This is a genomic window from Rhizobium sp. PvP014, from assembly GCF_017876855.1.
Classification (GTDB): Bacteria; Pseudomonadota; Alphaproteobacteria; order Rhizobiales; family Rhizobiaceae; genus Neorhizobium; species Neorhizobium soli.
The window spans coordinates 3,158,176-3,181,658 of record NZ_JAGIOT010000002.1 but is presented as its reverse complement, the minus strand read 5'-3'; the positions used below and the strand labels follow the sequence as shown (position 1 = coordinate 3,181,658).

The window sequence follows — 23,483 nt, the reverse complement described above, 5'->3', positions numbered from 1 at the left end:
CCCGGATAGCGGGCGATGACGACCGAACCTACGAACAAGAAGACTGCCGGGCGGCTGAAAAGCCGGCCGCAGTTCCTTGCCGTGCGAAAGGGTGAAACCCGACGCGGCCGGACTTTCCTTCTGGAAGTCCTTGATCGACATCAGCCGGACGAAGCGCCGCGGGTCGGATTTACTGTTACCAAGAAGCACGGCAACGCGGTTGAACGAAACCGCATGCGCCGCCGCCTGAAAGAGGCGGTTCGGCACTCAGCCGCATTTGCAATGAAGAACGGACACGACTATGTCATTGTCGCGCGGAGGGAGGTCCTCAAGACCCCGTTTGCAGACATGACGGCACAGCTCATCGAGCGCATCGAAAGCCTGCCGAAATCGAAGCGGTCCGAGGAGACCCTTTCCAGGAAAGCATGATGGAAAAAAACCGCAATTACTTCATCGCGATCGCACTTTCTGTGATGATCGTCCTTGCCTGGCAGTTCCTCTATATGAACCCGAGGATGGAAGCTCAGCAGCGCGCCGACGAAGCACGGCTTGCGCAGCAGCAGCAGACCACCGAGCAGGCCGGACAGAACTTCACGCCGGAAAGCCCGGGCGCTGCAACCTCGACCGGCAACCTTCCTGGCGCAAACCAGGCGCAGGCGACGGCTACCCGCGAAGAGGCGCTTGCAAAGTCTCCGCGCGTTGCGATCGAGACCGCGGCCGTCTCGGGCTCCATCAACCTGGTCGGCGCTCGCTTCGACGATCTGAAGCTTCGCGAATATCATGAGACGGTCGACGACAAGAGCCCGATCATCACGCTATTCTCCCCGGCCGATACCAGAGACGGCTATTTCACCGAGCTTGGTTACATCGGCAGTGACACCAGCGGCACCGTACCCGGTTCCGGCACGCGGTGGACGCTTGCTGGCGGCGACCGGCTGACGCGCGAAACGCCGGTGACGCTGTCGTTCACGAACGACAAGGGCATCGTCTTCAACCGCACCATCGCGATCGACGAACACTACATGATCACGGTCAACGACAAGATCGACAACCCGACCCAAGAGCCGGTTTCGATCTCCTCCTATGGCCGCGTGACCCGTTACAACAAGCCGGCAACGCCGTCCGTCTGGGTCATCCACGAAGGCTTCATCGGCGTTCTCGGTGCCGACGGCAGCCTCAGCGAACATACCTATCACAATATCGAGGAAGAGGCTGTCGCCAACACGAAGGCGACCGGCGGCTGGCTCGGCATTACCGACAAATACTGGGCCTCGACGATCGTGCCGCCACAGGCGATGCCGTTCGAATCCCGCTTCACGCATTTCACCGACGGCCAGCCGCGTTACCAGGCGGATTACAAGGGCGACGCGCTTTCGATCGCTCCCGGCCAGTCGACAGAGCTGAAGAGCCTCGTGTTTGCCGGCGCCAAGGAAGTTCCGCTGATCGACCAGTATGTCGAGCAGCTCAAGATCCCGCATTTCGATCTGGTGATCGACTGGGGCTGGTTCTACTTCATCACCAAGCCAATGTTCAAACTGATGGACTTCTTCTTCCGTCACGTGGGCAATTTCGGCGTGGCAATCCTTTTGACAACCGTCGTCGTCAAGCTGCTCTTCTTCCCGCTGGCGAGCAAGCAGTATGCCTCCATGGCCAACATGAAGCGCATGCAGCCGCGGATGGAAGAGCTGAAGGCCAAGCACGGTGATGACCGCATGGCCCTTCAGCAGGCGATGATGGCGCTCTACAAGGAAGAAAAGATCAACCCGATCGCCGGTTGCTGGCCTGTGGTGCTGCAGATCCCTGTCTTCTTTGCGCTCTACAAGGTGATCTATACCACCATCGAAATGCGGCATGCGCCGTTCTTCGGCTGGATCCAGGACCTTTCTGCGCCGGACCCGACATCGCTGTTCAATCTGTTCGGTCTTCTGCCTTACGACGTCCCGCATTTCTTGATGATCGGCGTCTGGCCTATCATCATGGGCATCACGATGTTCATCCAGATGCGCATGAACCCGACGCCGCCGGATCCGACACAGGCGATGATCTTCACATGGATGCCGCTGGTCTTCACCTACATGCTGGCATCGTTCCCGGCCGGTCTCGTGATCTACTGGGCATGGAACAACACGCTTTCGGTGTCGCAGCAGGCCCTGATCATGAAGCGCCACGGCGCCAAGATCGAGCTGTTCGACAACATGAAGGGGCTGTTCAAACGAAAGCCCGCGGCGTCCAAATAGCTATTCTTCAGAAACCCCGGTTCGCCGGGGTTTTTCTTTGGCCGATTGAGAGCCTAGCGAGCGGAAAGCGACATTGGCTGGCGTGGGTGGATCAGTCCCGCCTTTGGGCCGGCGCTAGGTTGCCCGAGGCAAGTTCCGCAAGCAGAGTAGAACATGCTGACGCTGGAATTGCTCCAGCAACCGGAACAGTCCCATGCCTGCGCCCTTCCCGCCGCCCACCCCACCGGGTCCACCCTTGGCCGGCACGATCCCCGCGAGCCTTCCCGGCTCGGAATACCGTATCGGCGCCCTGCTCGTCTTCGGCTCTGCTTTTGCCTGGAGTTTCGGCGGTGCGATCGCCCGCTTTCTCGATATCCCCGACAGCTGGACGATCGTGTTCTGGCGCAGCCTGTTCGGCACCCTGTTCCTGCTCGCCTTCATGCTGCTGCGCGACGGGCCGCGCGGCACGGTGGCGCTGTTTCGCAGCATGGGCTGGCCGGGCCTTTCGGTCGGCCTCTGCTTCATGGTGGCGTCCACCTGCTTCATCATATCGATCCAGTATACGACCGTCGCCAATGTGGTGCTGCTCGGTGCCGGTGTGCCGCTGTTTGCGGCGCTGATGGTCTGGCTGTTTTACGGCGAGCGCATATCGGGCGTTACCTGGCTTGCGATCGGCACCGTGATCGTCGGTGTCGGCATCATGGTATCGTCCTCGTTTACCGGAAAGGTCTCGCCGCTCGGAGACGGTCTGGCGCTGATCATTCCGCTGGTGTTTGCGCTGGCGACCGTCATCACCCGCCGTTACCCGCATGTGCGGATGACACCCGCCACCTGCTTCGGATGCTTTGCAGCCGGCATGATCGCGCTGACGATGTCTTCGAACCTCGCGGTCACCCCGGGCGAACTCGGTATTCTCTTCATCTTCGGTGCGCTCAATCTCGGGCTCGGCATGGCACTGTTCGTCACCGGTGCGCGGCTTATCCCCTCAGCGCTGGCTGCCCTGCTCGGCACTGGTGAAACCGTTCTCGGGCCCGTCTGGGTCGCCGTGATCCACGGCGAGATCCCGGCACCGCGCACAATCGCGGGCGGGGTGCTGATCCTTGCGGCGCTCATCACCCATCTGACATTCGAGTTTCGTCGCCAGAAGAGACAGAACCGGTCGAACGCTTGACATATGGGGCTAAAACCCGGAAGCGATGTCCTTGAATTGAAGACAGGACGACGAGACCATGGCCGCAGACCATAATTCCGAGGAAAAGACGCTGTTCGGCAGCGCGTGGATCTTTATCCGCGGCGTGCCCTCGATGGAGTTTCTGCCACCGGAAGGACCGCTTGAGATCGCGTTTGCCGGACGCTCGAATGTCGGCAAGTCCTCGCTGATCAATGCGCTCGTGGGCTACAAGGGGCTGGCGCGCACATCCAACACGCCGGGCCGCACACAGGAACTGAACTATTTCGTGCCCGACGGCTATTCCGGCCAGGCAGGCGACCTGCCGCCGATGGCGCTGGTTGACATGCCCGGCTACGGCTATGCGCAGGCGCCCAAGGAAAATGTCGACGCCTGGACGAAGCTTGTGTTCGATTACCTGCGTGGCCGCGCCACGCTGCAGCGCGTCTATGTGCTGATCGACAGCCGCCATGGCATCAAGAAGAACGACGAGGACGTGCTCGACCTGCTCGACAAGGCCGCCGTCTCCTATCAGATCGTCTTGACGAAGACGGACAAGATCAAGGATCCTGCGGTTCCGAGGCTGATTGCCGAGACGCTCGAAAAGATCCGCAAGCGGCCCGCTGCCTATCCGGAAGTGCTGTCGACATCGTCTGAAAAAGGCCGCGGCCTGGACGAGCTGCGCGCCGAGATCATGAAGACCATCGGCCGGTAAATAACTCCCAGAACGCAAAAATCCGGCCGCCTGTGACAGGCGACCGGATCTTTATGCGAGGCTTCGACCTGCTTTGGTCAGCCGTTACATCTTCGGCAGCAGAACCTTGTCGATGACGTGAATGACGCCGTTCGACTGCTTGACGTCGGCGATCGTCACAGTGGCTACACCACCGGTTTCGTCGGTGAGCGTGATCTTGCCCATGCTTTCCTTGGCCTTCAGAACGCAGCCGCCGACGGTCTTGACGTCATGCGTGCCCTTGTCGTCCTTGATCATCTTTTCGATCGCGGTCGACATGGCGTTCGCGGCCACCACGTGGCAGGTAAGGATCTTGGTCAGCTGCGCCTTGTTTTCCGGCTTCAGCAGGGTTTCGACAGTGCCCTTCGGCAGCGCAGCGAAGGCTTCGTTGGTGGGCGCGAACACGGTGAACGGACCTTTGCCCTGCAGGGTCTCGACGAGGCCCGCAGCCTTCACGGCGGCGACCAGTGTCGTGTGATCCTTGGAGTTCATGGCATTCTCGACGATGTTCTTGTCTTCATACATGGCAGCGCCACCGACCTTCGGGTTTGCGGCGTAGGCGCCGGCAACGGAGGCGGACAGGATTGCGGCGCATGCGGCAAGGCGGATTGCGGATTTAAACATTGTTCTCTTCCTCTCTACAGCCTGAACGACCCCGGCGCTGAAGGCGCCTCCCAGGTCCGGCTTTCCCTCTGTGGGGACATGGCTAGAGACGAGAGGAAAGCGGGAAGAGTTTCAAAGGCTGGCGACGCGAAGACAGAAATCCGCTATGCCTTTGATTTAGCATCCCTTAATTAGAGATCCCGGATCTTTCCGACGGCGAGAACCGGCCCGGTCCGGTGACCGGTCGGCGAGCCGCCCAATGGTTCAAGGCTGACGGCGAAGGACGCGCCGTTCTCGACACGCTTGCGATGCCCGGCCGGCACTTCGATCGTGTCGCTGCCGCTTTCCGGCAGGATACCGAGCGAGATTGCCTCTTCACCGCTGCCGGGGACAAGCCACAGTTCGAGCGAGCGGCGTTCCGCCGTCGTTGCGGCAACGGGCGTCAGCTGCAAGCGACCGCTGGCACCGTCATACCGCGCCCTCAGGCCGAACGCATTGCCCTCGCCGCTCATCTCGGCGACCAGTTGCTTGCCCGGCGCAGAGCCACCCACAGGTCCGCCGATCCAGCCCGTCGACAAGGACGCGTATGTCACCAAAAGGGCAATCGAGGCGAATGACAGGCCGCGCCACAAAAGCAGCGAGTTCCACCATCCACCGCGTGCCAGCTCGTTTCCGAAACCGTTCTGGGCGAAGACGCGCTTTTCGATCCTGGCGTAAACGCCTTTCGGCGGACGTTCCTCGCCGTATTCCGCATCGAGGTCGGAAGACAGGTTTTCCTGCCAGCGCATCACCATGGCCGCAAAGGCCGCATCACGGACGATGCGATCCTCGACGCGGCGGCGCTGGTCAAGCGGCAGGACCCCGAGCACATATTCGCCAGCCAGAAGCTGGTCGCGGGAGCGATCGTTTTCGCTTTGGTCTGGTGTCGTCATCGGTCCAGGCACTCCCTCAGCTTGAGAAGGCTGCGCCTCAGCCAGGTTCGCATCGTATTCAGCGGCACGCCATGGCGTTCCGCCAGTTCCTGATAGGTCAGGCCTTCGACATAGGCGCTTTTGACCGCCCCTGCGCGGTCAGGATCGAGCTCCTGCATGCAGCTGTCAATGCGCCTTCCTTCACCGCGCATCACCGATGCCTCCTCCGGATCAGGACCGAGGTCGGCGATATCCGTCCTGTCTTCCAGAGCGTCCGTCACGGGCCGGCGGGCGCGAAGGCGGTCGATCGAATGGTTTCGGGCGATTGCGACGAGCCAACCGGCTGCGCTTGTTCCCGAAGGGGCAAACCGATCGGCTCTCTGCCATATCCGCACGAAAATCTCCTGCAGGGCATCTTCTGATTCGGCCCTATCCTTCAGGATACGCAGGCAGACTGCGAATAGTTTCGGCGAAACGCCGGAATAAAGCTTTGTGAATGCCGTCCGGTCGCGCAGTCCTACGCGGCCGATCAATTCGGCAATCTCGCGATCACTCACCAAAACCAAAGCCTCCCCGTGCGGCACAAGACGCAATGCATCGCTGCCACATACATGCCTCACCGTAATTTTGCTCATGAATTATTTGATCTGTCAAAAACATGCGTTAAAAGGCCCCACACATTTCCCCAGAGGTATTTCCATGACGGCTTCGGAAAGCGAACTTCAGGCACAACTTCTGGCACAGGCGCTGCCCTATATGCAGCGCTACGAGAACAAGACGATCGTCGTCAAATACGGCGGCCATGCAATGGGCGATATGGCTCTGGGCAAGGCTTTCGCGGCCGATATCGCGCTTCTCAAGCAGTCCGGCGTCAACCCGATCGTCGTTCATGGCGGCGGCCCGCAGATCGGCGCGATGCTGACCAAGATGGGCATCGAATCGAAATTCGAGGGCGGGCTTCGCGTCACCGACGCAAAGACGGTCGAGATCGTCGAGATGGTCCTTGCCGGATCGATCAACAAGGAAATCGTCGCGCTGATCAATCAGACCGGCGAATGGGCGATCGGTCTCTGCGGCAAGGACGGCAACATGGTGTTTGCCGAAAAGGCCAAGAAGACCATCATCGATCCTGATAGCCACATCGAGCGCGTGCTCGACCTCGGCTTCGTCGGCGAGGTTGTCGAAGTTGACCGGACGCTGCTCGACCTGCTCGCCAAGTCCGAGATGATCCCCGTCATCGCCCCCGTGGCCCCCGGCCGCGACGGCGCGACCTACAACATCAATGCCGATACGTTCGCGGGCGCCATTGCCGGCGCGCTGCACGCCACCCGCCTCTTGTTCCTCACGGACGTTCCAGGCGTGCTCGACCGCGACAAGAACCTGATCAAGGAACTGACCGTCGCGCAGGCACAGGTGCTGATCAAGGACGGCACGATCTCCGGCGGTATGATCCCCAAGGTCGAAACCTGCATCGAGGCGATCCGCGCGGGCGTGCAGGGCGTCGTCATCCTCAATGGCAAGACTGCACATTCGGTTCTGCTCGAGATCTTCACCGAACACGGTGCGGGCACGCTGATCGTTCCCTAAGCGGCACCAAGAGCTCGGCCTTCAGGACATCAGAAGGCCGAGGATGCCGCAGACGATCAGCAGGCAGCCCCACAGTTCCATGCGGTTCAGCCGTTCGTGGAACAGGAAATAGGACGATGCGAAGGTGAAGATCAGCTCGATCTGTCCGAGCGCCTTTACATAGGCCACCTGCTGCAACGTCATGGCCGTGAACCAGCAGGCGGAGCCAACCACGCCAGCGAGCCCGACCAGCGCCGAGGAGCGCCACGTACGCACGACTTGAACAATCTCTCGCTTGTCCTTCCACAGCATCCAGATCAGCATGAAAACGGTCTGGAATATCGTGACGCATGTCAGCGTGACGGCGGCCTGCATGATCGAATTGGGTCCGTTGAGCGACAGCGACGCGGATCGGAAGGAAATCGAGGCGATGGCGAAGAGGCCGCCCGAGGCCATGCCGATCAGCGCGATCCTGCCGACCATGGCGGTGCCGAGATTGCGCCACGAGAGCGGTAGATTGGCCATCGAGATCAGCATCACCCCGATCACCCCGACGATGATCGCCACTATGCCGCCGGTGGTCAGTTTGTCGCCCAGAATGATAAAGCCAAAGATCGCCGCCTGCACCGGCTCGGTCTTCGAATAGGCGGTGCCGACCGCGAAATTCCTTAGCGAAAACAGGTAGACCAGAAGCATGGTCGCGAAAATCTGCGCAAGCCCGCCGAGCACGACCCAGAAGACGAACTCAAGATCCGGGCTGGGCAATGCATAGCCCACACCGAAATGCAGAACGAGCACGTAGATGACGGCGAGCGGAAATCCGTAGCCGAAGCGCACGAAGCTTGCGCCGCGGGTGCCGAGCGAGCCTTGCAGATGCTTCTGAAGCGCTGACCGCAGGTTCTGGCAAAAGGCGGCAGCGATGGTGATGGGGATCCAAAGTTCCATCGCAAGGCGGTATCACGCGGCCCGATCATCGGCCAAGGTCGGCAAGGCCCGTAAATGTTCGTCGAAGCGGATTTTCTTCTCATCCAAACGCTGGCATAACACGGCCATGGACAAGACGCCGAAGACTGCCCCTGACGCCGCCGATTTCGCAGACATCCGTGACTGGGTTTTCGATCTCGACAACACGCTCTACCCGCATCACGTCAATCTGTTTTCGCAGATCGACAAGAACATGACGGCCTATGTGCAGGAACTGCTGCAGCTGGAGCATGACGAGGCCAAGCGGCTGCAGAAGCAGTATTATCACGAGCACGGCACGACGCTGCAGGGCCTGATGCTCAACCACGGCATCGATCCGGATGGGTTTCTCGACCGGGCGCATGCGATCGACTATTCGACACTGTCGCCGCATCCGGAACTGGGCGAGGCAATCCGGGCGCTTCCCGGCCGCAAGTTCATTTTTACCAATGGCAGCGTGCCGCATGCGCAGGCCGCCGCGCGCGCGCTCGGCATCCTCGACCATTTCGACGACATCTTCGATATTGTTGCCGCCGGTTATCTGCCAAAACCGGCCGGCGAGACCTACGACAAGTTCGCGGCCCTCCACACGGTCGATACGAAGAACGCTGTCATGTTCGAGGACCTGCCGCGCAATCTCATCGCGCCGAAAGCGCTCGGCATGCGCACAGTACTGCTGGTGCCGCGCAATCTCGATACTGTCGTCATCGAGCGTTGGGAAAAGTTTTCAGACGAGGACGATCACATCGATTACATCACCGACGATCTGACCTCGTTTCTGTCTGGCCTCAAGTTCGCGTAGGCCGCGCCTTACCAAAAGTTCATCTACATTACAGATGTTTAAGTGGTTTTGACCAGTTGCCGATCCTATCTTCAGGCTATCGAAGCAACCGGAAAGGACCACTCGATGATCGCGAAGAAGATAGTTTTGGCAAGCCTGAGCGCTGCTCTTATCGCTGGCGCAGCCATCCCCGCCTTCGCTGCACCAGGCCCTGACGGACCACGCCATCATGAAGGTCGGCGCGAAGGCCCTGACGGCGGCCCGCATGGCGGTCCACGCGCTGCGATGATGCAGGATGTCATGTTCGTTCGCCTTCTCAAGCAGGCGGATACGAACAAGGACGGCAAGATTTCCAAGGAAGAGCTGACCGCTCGCCAGGAAGCGCTTTTCGCCGAGATCGACCTCAACAAGGACGGGTCCATCACCCGCGGTGAAATGGTTGATTTCCGTGACAACAAGATGGCCGAGTTCCGCAAGAACAACCCGCCGCCGACGCCTGAAGAGGCTGAGGACGAAGGCCCGGATGCAGACGGCCCGATGGCAGAAGGACCCGAGGGTGAAGGCCCTAAGGCTGAGGGCCCCAAGGCTGACGGACCACGTGCCGACCGCGAACAGGCCCGTGACCGCCACCACGACCGGCATGAGCGCAGGGAAGCCCGCAGGGACCGCGGTCCAAGGGGTGGACCAGACGGCGGCATGATGGGTCCTGCCATGTTCCGCATGATCGACGAGAACCGCGATCGCAAGATCAGCAAGGAAGAGGCAGCCGCAGCCACCGAAAAGCTGTTCGCCCGCATGGACACCAACAACGACGGACAGATCACGATCGACGACCTGCCGGACCGCCCCCTCTAGTTCTACGCCCCCCTGAACTAGACCGGTAGTCGTCTGATGGACCCGCCTTCCCTTCCGGGAGGCGGGTCCAGTCGTTTCAACTGTCCGAAACTTGTCAGAGCCGCGCGTCGACCGCCGATGCCTCAGGGATAGACGGCTGAGCGCCTCTTTCGAGGCAGGCGAGCGAGCCCGCAACGGCTGCGCGCCGCAGGGCATCTGCAAAGCCAATTCCCTGATCGAGACTTGCAGCCAGATAGCCGCAGAACGTATCGCCGGCACCGACCGTGTCGACAGGCTCGATCTTCAGGCCCTTGGCCGACAGGATTTCACCATCCAGTATGGCGACGACACCTTCGCCACCGAGCGTGACCACGAAAGTCTGACCAGTCTCACTGTGAAGGCGGCGCAAAACATCTTCGCGCGTCTTGGCGTCGCTGATCGTGCAGCCCGCGAGAAGGTCGAATTCGGTCTCGTTGGCGACGACGATATCGGCAAGGCCGGATAGTCGCACCGCATCAGCCGTCAGCGGCGCGGTGTTGATCATCGTCCGGATGCCTTTCGCCTTTGCTGCGCGTAGAGCCGCCTCAACGGCTGCCGGCGGGATCTCGAGCTGCAGCATCAATGTGTCGGATGCAGCCATGGCGTCCACCGCGAGCTCTGCCTGTGCCTCGCCAATCGTTCCGTTGGCACCGGGCACTACCGCGATCATGTTCTCGCCGCTGTCATCGCCGACCAGGATCAGAGCTGTGCCGGTCGAAATATTTGTCCGCGTGACCGCTGAAAGATCGGTTCCGGATGCCTGGAGCAGCGCCAGCGCCGGGTCTGCAAAACCGTCGTTTCCGACCGCGCCGACCATGCGCACGTCGCTGCCTGCGCGGCGCGCGGCCAGCGCCTGGTTCGCACCCTTGCCGCCGGAGGCCGTCGCAAAGGTCGAACCCACAACCGTTTCGCCCGGCCCCGGCAACCGCTCTGTCGTTGCGATAAGATCCATGTTGATGGAGCCGAAGACGATGATCATGCTGTGCCTGCCTGTTTTGTGAAACGCGGCGCGACACTGCCCGAGAGGATCAGTCCTCGTCAACTACCCTCAGACGCAGCGATCCCGTCCGGCTCTCGACCGCACCGGATGCCGGAGCTGCGGGGCTTGGTCCAGTCTGGGGTATCGGGGCGGCCACTGGTGCTTCCAGTTCGAGCGCTTCGATCCTTGCACCGCGCCGGCCGAGCTTTTCGGTTGACGTCACGATCTGCTCGACATCCTTCTGGGCTGCGAAGAAATGCGATTGCAGCTTGCGCGTCCGCTCGTCCAGCCGGCCGAGGTCTTCCATCAGCAAGGCTACCTCGCCCTGGATCAGATGCGCCTGTTCGCGCATCCGCTGATCCTTCAGCACGGCCTGGATGACCTGGATCGACAGCATCAGCAGCGACGGCGAGACGATGACGATCCTCGCGCGCTGCGCCTTCTGAATCACGCCCTCGAAATGCTCATGGATCTCGGCAAAAATCGATTCGGACGGCACGAAGAGAAAGGCGGTGTCCTGCGTTTCTCCGGCGATCAGGTATTTCTCCGAGACATCGCGGATATGGACTTCCATGTCGCGACGGAATTGCTGGGATGCGGCACGGCGTGCTTCGGGAGCAGCCGCTTCGCGAAACGCATTCCATGCCTCCAACGGAAATTTTGCGTCGATGACCAGCGGTGGCAAGCCGTTCGGCATGCGGATCACGCAATCCGGTCTCGACCCGTTCGACAACGTCTTCTGGAATTCGAAGGCACCCATCGGCAGGCCGTCGGAAACGATCGCTTCCATCCGGCCCTGGCCGAAGGCGCCGCGCGTCTGCTTGTTGGAGAGGATCGCCTGCAGCCCCACGACATCCTTGGCAAGGCTCTGGATATTGTTCTGGGCAGCGTCGATGACGGCCAGACGCTCCTGCAACTGGCGCAGGTTGTCATGGGTGGATCTGGTCTGTTCGGTAATGGTTGCGCCGATCCGGTGGGTCATGCCATCGAGCCGCTGGCCGACGACCTGGCTGAGTTCGACCTGGCGCGCGGCAAGCGTTTCGCCCATCGCCGAAAGCCTGCCCTGCATTTCCCCCTGCATCCGCATCAACTCGCCCATGCGGGCCTCTGCGTCTTCCGCCTGACGACCGCTGCCTCCGGAAAGGCGCATGAGAAAAAGCATCAGAAGCATGCCGAAAACGCAGGAAGCGGCCATCAGCACCATCGGGTGCTGGCTCTCCAGAAAACGGGAAATCTCGGGGAACAGGTCATTCATGGCGGCAAGCTAGCAGAAAACCGCGGATTGGAAAGATCAAAACGGGAACATTGATCGAAAACGGCGATCCGGGGCTGTTCCATCGGCGAAAAAGATAGGTTATGGGATCGCCATGACGATCAAGCCGCTTATCATTCTCCCCGATCCGCTCCTGCGTCAGGTGTCCAAGCCTTTCGAACGGGTGGACGATGCTCTTTTGAAGCTCGCGGACGACATGCTGGAAACCATGTACGACGCTCCGGGCATCGGCCTTGCCGGGATCCAGATCGGCGTTGCCCGCCGCATTCTCGTGGTCGACGTGTCGCGCGAGGAGGACGAGAAGAACCCGATCGTCGTGATCAATCCGGAGATTATCCGCTCATCGGACGAGCGATCGGTGTATGAGGAAGGCTGCCTTTCCATCCCGGAATACTATGCCGAGGTGGAGCGCCCGGCCTCCGTGACGGTCAAGCATATCGGTCGCGACGGCAAGGAACACGTGATCGAGGCCGATGGCCTGCTCGCCACCTGCCTTCAGCACGAGATCGACCATCTGGACGGCGTGCTGTTCATCGACCATATATCGCGGCTGAAGCGCGAAATGGTGGTCAAGAGGTTCACCAAGGCTGCCAAGGCGAAGGCGGTCTAGCGATCGCTTGCAGGCACTCTCGGTTTGAAGGCGCGTTCCTTGCGGGCGCGAAAAGGTCCATGTCTCTTCGCATCATCTTCATGGGCACGCCGGAATTTTCCGTGCCGACACTGCAGAACCTGAAGCAGGCAGGCCACGAGATCGTCGCGGTCTATAGCCAGCCGCCGCGTCCCGGCGGGCGCCGGGGGCTGGATCTCGTCAAGTCGCCCGTGCACCAGGCCGCAGAACTGCTCGGCATTCCGGTCCTGACGCCGCTTAATTTCAAAAGCGAGGAAGACCGCGAGACCTTCAGGTCCTTCAAGGCGGATGTCGCCGTGGTCGTCGCTTACGGCCTGCTTCTGCCCGAGGCGATCCTGACCGGCACCCGGCTTGGCTGCTACAACGGCCACGCTTCGCTGCTGCCGCGATGGCGCGGAGCTGCCCCGATCCAGCGCGCCATCATGGCTGGCGACGACAAGACCGGGATGATGGTGATGCAGATGGAAAAGGGCCTCGATACCGGTGCGGTGGCACTCACCCGGGAAATCGAGATCGGCGAGGCCATGACCGCTGGCGAGTTGCACGACCGGCTGATGCTGACGGGCGCCCGCGCCATTGTCGAGGCGATGGAGAAGCTAGAAGCCGGCGACCTGCCGCTGACACCGCAATCTGAGGACGGCGTGCTTTACGCATCGAAGATCGACAAGGGCGAGACGCGCATCGATTTCTCAAGGTCTGCGCGCGACGTTCACAACCATATCCGCGGGCTTTCCCCGTTTCCGGGCGCCTGGTTCGAGGCCGAGATCAACGGAAAGCCGGAACGCATCAAGGTTCTCTCGTCCGCGATCGGCGCTGGACAAGGAGACGCCGGCACGGTGCTGGACGACCACCTGACGATCGCCTGCGGTGATGGCGCCGTTTGCCTGACGCGACTGCAGAAGGCCGGCGGCAAGCCGCTCGATGCCGCCGATTTCCTGCGTGGCACGGCGATCACGGCCGGAATGCGGGTGGCCTGATGCCGCGTTACAAGATGATCGTCGAATATGACGGCACGTCCTATGTGGGCTGGCAGATGCAGGACAACGGTCATTCGGTACAGGCCGCGATGCAGAAGGCGATCCTGAAGCTGACCGGCGAGACCGTATCGGTCCGTGGTGCGGGGCGGACCGATTCCGGCGTGCATGCCTGGGGCCAGACGGTTCATACGGATCTTTCCCGCGAGTGGGTTCCCTACAAGCTGCGCAACGCCGTCAACGCTTATCTGATGACGGCATCGGAAAAGGTCTCGGTCATCGATGTCAGCCTCGTCGATGAAACCTTCGATGCGCGGTTCTCGGCCATCAAGCGGCACTATCTCTACCGCATTCTCAACCGGCCTTCGCCCCTGGCGCTCGAGGCGAACCGGGCCTGGTGGGTGTCAAAACCTCTCGACCACGAGGCGATGCATGCCGCGGCCCAGATGCTGGTCGGGCATCATGATTTTACCACCTTCCGCTCCACCCACTGTCAGGCGCATAGCCCGGTGCGGACGCTCGACCGGCTGGACGTGACGCGGTCAGGCGATCTGATCGAAATCCGCGCCTCTGCCCAGAGCTTCCTGCACAACCAGATCCGCTCGTTTGCGGGAACGCTGAAGATCGCCGGACAAGGCAAGGTTACACCCGAGGACGTTAGGGCAGCGCTCGAGGCACGCGACCGGAAGCAGTGCGGCCCGGTGGCCCCGCCGGATGGTCTCTACTTCATGAAGGTGGATTATCCTGACGACCGTCAGGACGGATAGACGCCCAGGAACCGCTGCAGCACCTCGGACAGAAGCATGTCCGGCACGATCAGCACCATCACCACCGCAGTCACCAGCAGCGGCTGCGGGCCGCAAAGCATGCGCATCACTCGCGTCAGCGCGACGACGACGGCGATCAGCAGCGACAGATGTAGAAGCGCCAGAAATCCGGTCATGCCAATCGGCAGGATGAAGGCCGCCGCCAGAACCGCATAGGCGTAGGCAAACGGCACGGACAGCCAGTTGACCACGATCACCATCGTCGGGAATTTCTGGCAGAGCCCGAATAGCGCGCAGACGATGCCCACCAGAATGAGCGGCAGGATCCAGTCGATCGCCTCCAGCATGCCGAGCCGGAAGAAGAACAGGCCACCGGTCTTCGTCCCCGGCGGCATCGCCTGCAGAAACATCATCCGCCACCAGGCCCAGGTGACGAACATTGCCGGCAGACACCAGACAAAGGCCCAGAAGGAGCGCAGCAGGCCGCGGTCGGAGAGATCGAGCTGTTTGAACCCTTGCTCATCGCCCTTGATCAGCAGCCAGATGCCGGACACGTAAAACCGGACTTCAGCGTAGCTGGGCATCGGCACCTCTTGGATTGGGAATGCGGGAAGAATGTCCGCGGTGGGCAATCATGCGACCGTCACTCCAAGGCTTGTCTCCAGCCAGGACACGACGACCAGTTCGGTCAACACGGTGAACCCGAGCAGCGAAGCCCGCAACCATGGGGAACCGCCGACAACCGTCGTCAGGAGCCGCCAGTAGAGAAGAACTGCACCGACGAGAACGGCGAGCATGACGGCAAGCAATCCATATCGGTAAACGAGGCCCGCACCGAACAGGCTGCCCAGCGCAAGGCTGACCGGAAATGCCGTCACGTAAGACGCATAGACCAGTGGCACCGTGAACCAGTTGCGCGTCACGATCAGCGTGCGCAGCAGCGGTCGCAGTCCGAAGGCGACAGCGACGAGGCAGATGGCGAGAACCGGAACGATCCACTGCGCGATCTCCACCAGAAACATCTTTCCGGCGAATGCGAGGACACCGTCACCGCCCCTTGGATGCGCCTGCGCATATTCGGCACGCTTGAACATCCATCCCGCGACGATCGCGGGCAGGCACCACAGGATCGCGAGAAAGGACCGGGCAACGCCCTTGTCGGAAATGTCGAAGGCGCTGAGGCCGCGCGCATCGCCGCGGATCAGCAGCCAGAGACCGCTTAAGTGATGGCTGAGGTCATGAAACCGCAGCATCGCCGAACCAGCGGGAGAGGAAGGTTCCGTAGATCTGCGTCAGCGTTTCGAGGTCGGCAATCGCGACCCGCTCGTCCACCATGTGCATGGTCTGGCCGACGAGGCCGAACTCGACGACCGGGCAGTAATCCTTGATGAAACGCGCATCGGATGTGCCGCCGGTGGTCGACAGCGCAGGCACCCTGCCCGTCACCGCCTCGACGGCGCCCGAAAGCGAACTGATCAGAGCGTTGTTGCGGGTCAAAAAGACGTGGCTCGGTCGCTCGGCCCAGACGATCTCGTAGCGGACCTTGTCGCGCCCGGGGCGCAGCGTCTGATCGCCTGCCGCCATATCGAGACGGCGCAGAATCTCGGCCTGCACGGTTTCGGCCGTCCAGGTGTCGTTGAAGCGGATGTTGAAGGCAAAACTCGCCTTGGCAGGCACGACATTGGTGGCCGGGTTACCGATATCGACCGTGGTGACTTCGAGGTTGGAGGCCGGGAATTCCGGTGTGCCTTCGTCGAATCGCGGGTGCATCAGGGCATGCGCCAGGGGTAGCAGCCCGCGCACGGCGTTGTCCGCAAGATGCGGATAGGCAGCGTGGCCCTGAACGCCATGGACCGTAACCTTGCCGGAGACGGAGCCGCGGCGGCCGATCTTGATCATGTCGCCGAGCACGTCCGGATTGGTCGGTTCGCCGACCAGGCAGGCATCCCAGCGCTCGCCCCTGTCGGCTGCCCATTTCAGCAGCTTCTCGGTGCCGTTTACGGCCGGGCCTTCCTCATCGCCGGTGATCAGGAATGAGATCGAGCCCTGCGGGGCGCCGTGTTCTTCGATATGGCGGGCAACGGCTGCGGCAAAGCAGGCAATGCCGCCCTTCATGTCGACGGCGCCGCGACCGAACATCTCTCCACCTTCGATCTCGGCGGAAAACGGCGGATGGCTCCAGGACGCCTCGTCGCCGACCGGCACTACATCCGTATGGCCGGCAAACATCAGGTGCGGACCGTTCGTTCCAAGCCGGGCATAGAGGTTCTCGATGTCGGGCATGCCGGGCTCGGTCGCCACCATCCGCTCGACGGTAAAGCCGAGCGGCGAAAGCATCGCCTCAAGCGCCGACAACGCGCCGCCTTCGGCGGGCGTGACGGACGGGCAGCGGATGAGGTCCCGCAGGTTTGCGATCGGGTCGACAGCGGACATCGGGATGGCCTTCGGTTAGTCGCGCAGCAGTTCGTTGATGCCGGTCTTGGAGCGGGTCTTCTCATCGACCGTCTTGACGATGACAGCGCAATAGAGATGCGGTGCGGCCAGGCCGTTCGGCATCGTGGCATTACCGGACGGCATCGAGCCGGCAACGACGACCGAGTAAGGCGGCACTTCGCCGAACGAGACTTCACCGGTGGCGCGATTGACGATCTTGGTCGACTTGCCGATGTAGACACCCATTCCGAGGACCGAGCCTTCGCGAATGATGCAGCCTTCGACGACTTCCGAACGGGCGCCGATAAAGCAGTTGTCCTCGATGATGGTCGGGCCGGCCTGCATCGGCTCCAGCACGCCGCCAATGCCGACGCCGCCGGACAGGTGCACGTTCTTGCCGATCTGTGCGCAGGAGCCGACGGTTGCCCAGGTATCGACCATCGTGCCTTCATCGACGTAGGCGCCGAGATTGACGAAGGATGGCATCAGCACGACGTTCTTGCCGATATAGGCCGAGCGGCGCACGACAGCGTTCGGCACCGCGCGGAAACCGGCCGAACGGAACTGGTTCTCGCCCCAGCCTTCGAACTTCGAAGGAACCTTGTCCCACCAGGTGGAGGTGCCGGGGCCGCCCTTGACGACTTCCATGTCGTTGAGGCGGAAGGACAAGAGAACCGCCTTCTTCAGCCACTGATTGACGGTCCAGCTGCCATTCTCGCCGCGTACGGCCACACGCGCCTCGCCGGCATCGAGAAGGTTGAGCGACTGCTCGACGGCATCGCGGATCTCTCCCTTGGTCGAGATCGTCACGCTGTCGCGGTTGTCGAACGCGGTTTCGATCGTCTTTTCGAGGGAGGAGAGGTCTGCGCTGCTCATGGAAAATCCTTCGTCGTCGTCGATATCGTGATGGCCGCAAAGGCCCGGGACACAGCCGTGTGGCTGGCCAAATGGTGCCAATTGCTCTAAGCGACCGGCACTCAAGCGTCAATGCGAATTGGCGTCAACGCATATAAGCGAACGGCTCCGGAAGGGTTATTGCGATGGCACGGGTGAAGAATGACGGACCACGGCGGAAGGACGGGGTCTGGGATCCGCTGAAGGACAACAAGGCCGACAAAAGTGCCGCCGCAGTTCAGCCGAAAACACCGCAGACGCTGTCGCCGACCTATCGCCTTGCCTTTGCCGATGAGGATTTCCTGAGCCGCGAAGAATTGCGGCCGGTGCGGCTGCAGCTGGAACTCATGAAGGCCGAGATGATGCTCGCCGAGGCCGGGATCAAATCCACGGTCGTGCTGTTCGGCGGCGCCCGCATTCCGGCACCGGGCCAGGCGCCTTGGGCGGCTCACAACGAGACCCAGCGCAATAACCTAATCGCAGCCTCGGTTTTCTACGAAGAGGCCCGCAAGTTCGCGACGCTCTGTGGTGTGCATTCGGCAGCCTACGACCATCAGGAATATGTGGTCGTGACCGGTGGCGGACCGGGCGTGATGGAGGCCGGCAACCTTGGCGCGTCGGAGGTTGGCGCACCGAGCATCGGGCTCAACATCATGCTGCCGCACGAACAGGCGCCCAATCCTTACGTGACGCCGGAGCTCTCATTCAACTTCCACTATTTCGCGATCCGCAAAATGCACTTCCTGATGCGCGCCAAGGCCGTTGCCGTCTTCCCGGGCGGCTTCGGCACGCTCGATGAGATGTTCGAGGCGCTGACGCTGATCCAGACCAAGCGCATGGAGCGAATCCCGCTCATCCTGTTTTCAGAAAAGTTCTGGCGCGGCATCGTCAACTTCGAAGCGCTTGCCGATTTCGGCACGATCTCGCCGAAGGATCTTGAGCTGATCAGCTTTGTGGAAACCGCAGATCAGGCGTGGAAGATCATCGCGGATTTCTACGGGCTTTGATGGTGGTACGGTGCAGGTTCCTTACCCTCTCCCCGTGCGCGGGAGAGGAAACAGGCCCTGATCGGGCAATGACCATTCAGCTTGCCGGTTGAGCTTGAGCCCTAGAGACGGCCGACGCGCTCCGTCAGCAATTCGAAGAAACCATCCGCGTCGACATGGCGCATGAAGGTCGCATTGGCCGTGCGGCCGGTAACGCCCCACCAGTCGGCGACCGTCATGCCGACGGTGAGTTCCGATTCGGTCTCGATCTCGACATTGCAATGGCGGCCGGTAAAGAGCTCCGGCTTCAAGAGATAGGCGATGACCGACGGGTCATGCAGCGGGCCGCCGTCGGAGCCGTATTTCTCGATGTCGAAGCGCTCGAAGAAGGCAAGCCATTCGACGAGAACCTGCGACGGGCGGTTGCCGAGTGCGGCGATCTTTTCGACCCGTGCCTTGGTGGTCAGCAGCTGATGCGTGACATCGAGCGGCATCATGACAACAGGGATACCGGCGCCGAATACGATTTTGGCCGCTTCCGGATCCACATAGATGTTGAATTCCGCCGCCGGCGTGATGTTGCCGCCTTCAAACAGGCCGCCACCCATCATCACCAGTTCCTGGACGCGCGAAGCAATGTCCGGCGCCTTGGTAAGCGCCATGGCGATGTTGGTGAGCGGACCGAGCGTGCAAAGCGTCACGGTGCCTTCCGGCTCGCGGCGCAGCGTCTCGATGATGAAGTCGATGGCGTTCTTTTCCTGCGCCGCCATGGTCGGCTCAGGCAGTTCCGCTCCGTCGAGACCAGTCTTGCCGTGGACGTGTTCGGCGGTCACCTGCGGCCGGTTCAAAGGCTTCAGCGCACCTTCGTACACCTTGGCATCGGGCCTGCCGCAGAGCTCGCAGACGATCCTCAGATTGCGGCTGGTGAAGGACAGCGGCACGTTGCCGGCAACGGCAGTCAAACCCAGCACATCCAGCTCGTCGGGGCTCGCAAACGCCAGCATGATCGCGGCTGCGTCGTCCTGACCGGGATCGGTGTCGATGATGATTTTTCTGCGTTGCATGTCGATACCCCTTAATCGTCGCGGGTTTTTGAGCCGGGTTGCGGATCGTGTCAAGCGGCTGCCGGCGTCTTGCGCTGACTGCCGCAAATTCCCATATATTGACCCGTCGGCGGGCCTTATGGACGCCGGCACAGTCGCTGGATAAAAGCTGGGACGAATGATGAGCCGTACGACACCTTTCGCAAGCCCGTTGCTTCTGGGCTTCGACGCGATGGAAAAGACCTTGGAGCGTTCGGGCAAGGGGAGCGACGGCTACCCGCCCTACAATATCGAGCGCGTCAAGAAAGCAGCCGGTGACGAACCGCGTGAGGACGACTGCGACCTTCTGCGGATAACGCTTGCGGTTGCTGGCTTCTCGGAGGCCGAACTCGAGGTCATGACCGAGGAAAACCAGCTTATCATTCGCGGCAGGCAGGTGGAGCAGAACGAGCGCGACTACCTCTACCGCGGCATTGCGGCACGCCAGTTCCAGCGGATCTTCGTGCTGGCCGACGGGATGCAGGTATCGGGCGCATCGCTGAAGAATGGTCTTCTTTCGATCGATCTGATCCGCCCCGAGCCGGAGCGTGTAGTGCGAAAAATTAACATTTCCGTCTCACAGTAGATCAATCAGCAATCGCTGATGCGTCCCCACTGTGGAGGCAGAAATGCTTATGAAAGAAGCGAATCCGAGCTTGACGGAGTCCGAACTCGCGCATCTCGGAAACGGCGAAGTCGGTTACATTCGCAAGATGAAGTCGGACGATGTGTCCCGCTGTTTTCCCGAGGCTCCGGACATCGATCCCAGCCTTGACCTTTGGGCCCTGTTCGGTGCGGACGGTACGCCGATCCTGCTCACCGACAACCGCTCCAGCACCTTTTTCAAGGCTGCCGAAGACGAGCTGAAGACCGTTACCCTGCACTGATGCGAATAATCGTCAGACCTTGATGAATGTCAGGTAGGCCGATGACCGCCCTTCCCGGCGGGCCTTGTTCTCGTATCGCGTGCCCGGCCAGCCGGCATAGGGCGTCAGCCAGTCCGAAGCCTGTTCCGCCTGCCAGGCAAAGCCGCCATGATCGCGGCAATGGATCAGCGTCCAGTTCACATAGGTATCGATGTCGGAGGCGAAGCAGAATGTTGCGCCCGGCTTCAGCACGCGGTGGAACCGCTCCAGGTTGACCTGCGAAACGAAGCGGCGCTTCCAGTGCTTCCGCTTTGGCCAGGGATCGGCATAGAGAAGGTCGATCTGATCGATCGAAGCATCCGGCAGCCAGTCCAGAACCTGGGTCGCATCGTCATCGTAAAGGCGGATGTTGCGCAAGCCCTGCTCTTCCACGCTGGTCAAAAGCTTTGCCATGGAATTGACGAAGGGCTCGACGCCGATAAAGCCGGTCGACGGATTTTCGGCGGCGCGGTGGATCAGATGCTCGCCGCCACCGAAACCGATTTCCAGCCGCATCCGCTCGACAGAGAAGTCGTAGAGGCTCTCGATCGTGTCCGGCGCCGGGTTGCCGAGATCGAGCTTCAGCTGCGGCAAAAGCGTCGCCAGACCTTCCGCCTGCTTCTCGCGCAACGGCTTTCCCTTGCGGCGGCCGAAAAAGGCTTCCGTGGAACGGCTGGGATGCGGCTTGTCGGTCATGGATCGTATTCTCTCAAAGTAAAAGCGGGCGCCTTCGGCAGAAGGCACCCGCTTTACTGTTTTACAGGCGTGCTCGTAAAGGGCGATCAGGCTGCTTCGAGCTGATCACCCTTGAGGGCGTCCTTCAAAGGCTTCACGAGATCGGTCTTTTCCCAGGAGAAGGAACCGTCGCGACCGGCCTTGCGACCGAAATGGCCGTAAGCAGAGGTCTTTGCATAGATCGGCTTGTTGAGATCGAGGTGACGGCGGATGCCGGACGGGGAAAGGTCCATGGTCTTGCGGATTGCCGCTTCGATCTGGTCTTCCGTCACGTTCTTGCCGGTTCCATGCAGGTCGACATAGATCGACAGCGGCTGGGAAATGCCGATCGCATAGGAAATCTGTAATGTGCAGCGTTCGGCAAAGCCGGCGGCCACAACATTCTTGGCGAGGTAGCGGGCAGCGTAGGCTGCCGAGCGGTCGACCTTGGTCGTGTCCTTGCCGGAAAACGCGCCACCGCCGTGGGGCGCTGCACCACCGTACGTATCGACGATGATCTTGCGGCCGGTGAGGCCTGCATCACCATCGGGACCGCCGATCACGAACTTGCCGGTGGGGTTGATGTACCACTTGCAATCGGCTGCGATCGGAAGTTCGCCGAGCGCTTCGCGAATATAGGGTTCGACGACGGAGCGAACCTTCTTCGAGTCCCAGCTGGGATCGATATGCTGTGTCGAGAGGACGATCGAGTCGACGGCGGCCGGCTTGCCGTTTTCGTAACGGACGGTCACCTGGCTCTTGGCATCGGGGCCGAGCTTGGCGGCTTCGCCCTCGCCCTTCTTGCGGGCCGTGGCAAGCAGCTGAAGGATCTTGTGCGAATAATAGATCGGCGCCGGCATCAGGTCCGGCGTTTCCTTGCAGGCGTAACCGAACATGATGCCCTGGTCGCCGGCACCTTCGTCGCCCTGACGGTCGCTTGCGTTATCGACGCCCTGCGCGATATCGGCGGACTGCGAATGGAGGAGGACGTCGATCTTGACCGTCTTCCAATTGAAGCCATCCTGTTCGTAGCCGATGTCGCGGATTGCCCGGCGCGCGGCCGACTTGAACTTCGACGGGTTGATCACGTCGTTGCCGTTCTTGTCCTTCTTCATCAGGCTCGGCGGCAGGCGGACTTCGCCCGCAATCACCACCCGGTTTGTCGTCGCCAGCGTTTCACAAGCGATGCGGACGCCCCAAGGATCAATCCCTGTCTTTGCGGCTTCGCGGTAGACGAGATCGACGATCTCATCGGAAATACGATCGCAGACCTTGTCCGGATGACCTTCTGCAACGGACTCACTCGTGAACAGATAACTGGCGCGCATAACGGGATTCCCCTCAAAGAACAGACATCGAATGTTTAGTAAGTTCATCCGCTGAAGACAAGCGTACAACGACATAAATATATCTTTATGCGTCCAAGCGATTACCAATTCCCTGAGGTCACGGCATAAAAAAAGCGGCCCGGAGGCCGCCTTTCAAATAATGACCGGTCGACCGGTCATTCCGTCTCGGCATCGGCGGCAAGCGCCTTGACCAGATCCACCAAACGGCGGCGAACCTTGGGATCGGCGATCTTCACAAATGCGCGGTTCAACTGCAGCCCCTCAGAGGACGACAGGAAATCAACCACGTAGTTCGAGCTGGATGCCTCCGCCATGCCGGACGCTCCACCCGCCTGATCGCCTGGCGCATCTTCGAAGAAGAAGGAGACCGGGACGTTCAAGATGGACGAAATGTTCTGCAGACGGCTGGCGCCAACGCGGTTCGTTCCCTTCTCGTATTTCTGAATCTGCTGGAATGTGATACCAAGGCTCTCCCCCAGCTTTTCCTGGCTCATGCCCAGCATTGTGCGGCGCAGACGAATCCGGCTCCCGACGTGAATATCAATCGGGTTCGGCTTCTTCTTGTTTTCAATCATAACGACGTCCTGACGAAGTTGCTGTCAATCTTCAACCCGGTCCGCGTGTGGGAGATACACTTTGGTGGCGCCGGTCACAACAAATCCGGCAAGCAAGGTGTATGGCGAGACGATAGGCCAAACCACTATGC

General features: G+C 61.1%; 27 protein-coding genes. 13 read left to right on the top strand and 14 right to left on the bottom strand.

The window, feature by feature from the left end; genetic code table 11:
• Positions 1-15: 15 nt before the first annotated feature.
• The 4 genes from rnpA to yihA all read left to right on the top strand — a co-directional run bounded on the left by rnpA (position 16) and on the right by yihA (position 4,078).
• A complete protein-coding gene (gene rnpA, locus J3A65_RS19970) occupies positions 16-408 on the top strand; it encodes a ribonuclease P protein component (protein ID WP_062453971.1) in 393 nt (130 codons plus the stop codon).
• Positions 408-2,216, top strand: a complete 1,809-nt coding sequence (yidC, locus tag J3A65_RS19965) for a membrane protein insertase YidC (RefSeq protein WP_062453972.1) — start codon at positions 408-410, stop codon at positions 2,214-2,216. Before rnpA ends, yidC begins: the two co-directional genes overlap by 1 nt.
• Before the next feature lie 193 nt (positions 2,217-2,409).
• On the top strand, positions 2,410-3,366 hold the full coding sequence (locus tag J3A65_RS19960) for a DMT family transporter (RefSeq protein WP_082476190.1): 957 nt from the start codon (positions 2,410-2,412) through the stop codon (positions 3,364-3,366).
• Between the two features lie 58 nt (positions 3,367-3,424).
• Positions 3,425-4,078 (top strand): ribosome biogenesis GTP-binding protein YihA/YsxC, encoded by a 654-nt coding sequence (gene yihA, locus J3A65_RS19955; protein ID WP_113109416.1) that lies wholly within the window; start codon positions 3,425-3,427, stop codon positions 4,076-4,078.
• 84 nt (positions 4,079-4,162) lie between these two features.
• Here the strand turns inward: yihA and J3A65_RS19950 are convergent, their stop codons facing one another.
• From J3A65_RS19950 to J3A65_RS19940, 3 genes are all read right to left on the bottom strand, one after another.
• Entirely contained in the window at positions 4,163-4,720 is a 558-nt protein-coding gene (locus J3A65_RS19950) for a fasciclin domain-containing protein (RefSeq protein ID WP_062453974.1), read from the bottom strand.
• A 170-nt stretch (positions 4,721-4,890) separates the two neighbouring features.
• Entirely contained in the window at positions 4,891-5,631 is a 741-nt protein-coding gene (locus J3A65_RS19945; protein ID WP_092663698.1) for an anti-sigma factor, read from the bottom strand.
• Positions 5,628-6,167: a sigma-70 family RNA polymerase sigma factor gene (locus J3A65_RS19940; protein WP_062454914.1), complete on the bottom strand. Its 540-nt coding sequence runs from the start codon at positions 6,165-6,167 to the stop codon at positions 5,628-5,630. Before J3A65_RS19940 ends, J3A65_RS19945 begins: the two co-directional genes overlap by 4 nt.
• Before the next feature lie 142 nt (positions 6,168-6,309).
• On the opposite strand from J3A65_RS19940, the gene argB reads away from it, so the two are divergent.
• A complete protein-coding gene (argB, locus tag J3A65_RS19935) occupies positions 6,310-7,197 on the top strand; it encodes an acetylglutamate kinase (protein WP_209903005.1) in 888 nt (295 codons plus the stop codon).
• A gap of 21 nt (positions 7,198-7,218) precedes the next feature.
• On the opposite strand, the gene J3A65_RS19930 is transcribed toward argB, so the two are convergent.
• Positions 7,219-8,121: an EamA family transporter gene (locus tag J3A65_RS19930; RefSeq protein WP_209903003.1), complete on the bottom strand. Its 903-nt coding sequence runs from the start codon at positions 8,119-8,121 to the stop codon at positions 7,219-7,221.
• 106 nt (positions 8,122-8,227) lie between these two features.
• Between J3A65_RS19930 and J3A65_RS19925 the strand changes: the two genes are divergently transcribed.
• Positions 8,228-8,941: a pyrimidine 5'-nucleotidase gene (locus J3A65_RS19925; protein WP_209903001.1), complete on the top strand. Its 714-nt coding sequence runs from the start codon at positions 8,228-8,230 to the stop codon at positions 8,939-8,941.
• A gap of 105 nt (positions 8,942-9,046) precedes the next feature.
• Entirely contained in the window at positions 9,047-9,775 is a 729-nt protein-coding gene (locus J3A65_RS19920; protein WP_209902999.1) for an EF-hand domain-containing protein, read from the top strand.
• Between the two features lie 94 nt (positions 9,776-9,869).
• Here the strand turns inward: J3A65_RS19920 and J3A65_RS19915 are convergent, their stop codons facing one another.
• Both J3A65_RS19915 and rmuC read right to left on the bottom strand, forming a co-directional pair.
• Positions 9,870-10,772: a ribokinase gene (locus J3A65_RS19915; protein WP_209902997.1), complete on the bottom strand. Its 903-nt coding sequence runs from the start codon at positions 10,770-10,772 to the stop codon at positions 9,870-9,872.
• Between the two features lie 49 nt (positions 10,773-10,821).
• Entirely contained in the window at positions 10,822-11,934 is a 1,113-nt protein-coding gene (gene rmuC / locus J3A65_RS19910) for a DNA recombination protein RmuC (RefSeq protein ID WP_245341721.1), read from the bottom strand.
• Positions 11,935-12,139: 205 nt separating this feature from the next.
• Between rmuC and def the strand changes: the two genes are divergently transcribed.
• The 3 genes from def to truA are packed head-to-tail and all read left to right on the top strand — an operon-like array spanning position 12,140 to position 14,414.
• The gene (gene def / locus J3A65_RS19905; RefSeq protein ID WP_062578892.1) at positions 12,140-12,655 is read left to right on the top strand and encodes a peptide deformylase; all 516 of its coding nucleotides are present in this window, start codon (positions 12,140-12,142) and stop codon (positions 12,653-12,655) included.
• Between the two features lie 59 nt (positions 12,656-12,714).
• Positions 12,715-13,650 (top strand): methionyl-tRNA formyltransferase, encoded by a 936-nt coding sequence (gene fmt, locus J3A65_RS19900; RefSeq protein ID WP_209902992.1) that lies wholly within the window; start codon positions 12,715-12,717, stop codon positions 13,648-13,650.
• Positions 13,650-14,414 carry a tRNA pseudouridine(38-40) synthase TruA gene (gene truA, locus J3A65_RS19895; protein ID WP_209902990.1) on the top strand — a complete coding sequence of 255 codons (765 nt, stop codon included), beginning with the start codon at positions 13,650-13,652 and terminating at the stop codon, positions 14,412-14,414. Before fmt ends, truA begins: the two co-directional genes overlap by 1 nt.
• On the opposite strand, the gene J3A65_RS19890 is transcribed toward truA, so the two are convergent.
• Genes J3A65_RS19890 through dapD form a run of 4 tightly spaced genes read right to left on the bottom strand, consistent with a single transcriptional unit; the run spans position 14,402 to position 17,723 of the window.
• Positions 14,402-14,998 (bottom strand): hypothetical protein, encoded by a 597-nt coding sequence (locus tag J3A65_RS19890; RefSeq protein ID WP_209902988.1) that lies wholly within the window; start codon positions 14,996-14,998, stop codon positions 14,402-14,404. The two genes, truA and J3A65_RS19890, sit on opposite strands and share 13 nt — an antisense overlap.
• 48 nt (positions 14,999-15,046) lie before the next feature.
• Entirely contained in the window at positions 15,047-15,667 is a 621-nt protein-coding gene (locus tag J3A65_RS19885) for a hypothetical protein (RefSeq protein ID WP_062453985.1), read from the bottom strand.
• A complete protein-coding gene (dapE, locus tag J3A65_RS19880; RefSeq protein ID WP_209902985.1) occupies positions 15,651-16,847 on the bottom strand; it encodes a succinyl-diaminopimelate desuccinylase in 1,197 nt (398 codons plus the stop codon). Before dapE ends, J3A65_RS19885 begins: the two co-directional genes overlap by 17 nt.
• A gap of 15 nt (positions 16,848-16,862) precedes the next feature.
• Positions 16,863-17,723: a 2,3,4,5-tetrahydropyridine-2,6-dicarboxylate N-succinyltransferase gene (gene dapD / locus J3A65_RS19875; RefSeq protein ID WP_092663720.1), complete on the bottom strand. Its 861-nt coding sequence runs from the start codon at positions 17,721-17,723 to the stop codon at positions 16,863-16,865.
• Between the two features lie 164 nt (positions 17,724-17,887).
• On the opposite strand from dapD, the gene J3A65_RS19870 reads away from it, so the two are divergent.
• Positions 17,888-18,748: an LOG family protein gene (locus J3A65_RS19870; protein ID WP_062453988.1), complete on the top strand. Its 861-nt coding sequence runs from the start codon at positions 17,888-17,890 to the stop codon at positions 18,746-18,748.
• Positions 18,749-18,849: 101 nt separating this feature from the next.
• On the opposite strand, the gene J3A65_RS19865 is transcribed toward J3A65_RS19870, so the two are convergent.
• Entirely contained in the window at positions 18,850-19,791 is a 942-nt protein-coding gene (locus tag J3A65_RS19865) for a nucleoside hydrolase (protein WP_209902983.1), read from the bottom strand.
• A 160-nt stretch (positions 19,792-19,951) separates the two neighbouring features.
• Between J3A65_RS19865 and J3A65_RS19860 the strand changes: the two genes are divergently transcribed.
• Both J3A65_RS19860 and J3A65_RS19855 read left to right on the top strand, forming a co-directional pair.
• Entirely contained in the window at positions 19,952-20,395 is a 444-nt protein-coding gene (locus tag J3A65_RS19860; RefSeq protein WP_209903637.1) for an Hsp20 family protein, read from the top strand.
• 43 nt (positions 20,396-20,438) lie between these two features.
• Positions 20,439-20,696 (top strand): DUF1150 family protein, encoded by a 258-nt coding sequence (locus J3A65_RS19855; protein WP_062453991.1) that lies wholly within the window; start codon positions 20,439-20,441, stop codon positions 20,694-20,696.
• Positions 20,697-20,708: 12 nt separating this feature from the next.
• Here the strand turns inward: J3A65_RS19855 and J3A65_RS19850 are convergent, their stop codons facing one another.
• From J3A65_RS19850 to J3A65_RS19840, 3 genes are all read right to left on the bottom strand, one after another.
• A complete protein-coding gene (locus tag J3A65_RS19850) occupies positions 20,709-21,410 on the bottom strand; it encodes a tRNA (guanosine(46)-N(7))-methyltransferase TrmB (protein ID WP_209902981.1) in 702 nt (233 codons plus the stop codon).
• Between the two features lie 86 nt (positions 21,411-21,496).
• A complete protein-coding gene (gene metK / locus J3A65_RS19845; RefSeq protein ID WP_062453993.1) occupies positions 21,497-22,756 on the bottom strand; it encodes a methionine adenosyltransferase in 1,260 nt (419 codons plus the stop codon).
• Positions 22,757-22,932: 176 nt separating this feature from the next.
• Positions 22,933-23,352: a helix-turn-helix domain-containing protein gene (locus tag J3A65_RS19840; protein ID WP_062453994.1), complete on the bottom strand. Its 420-nt coding sequence runs from the start codon at positions 23,350-23,352 to the stop codon at positions 22,933-22,935.
• Positions 23,353-23,483: the final 131 nt, after the last annotated feature.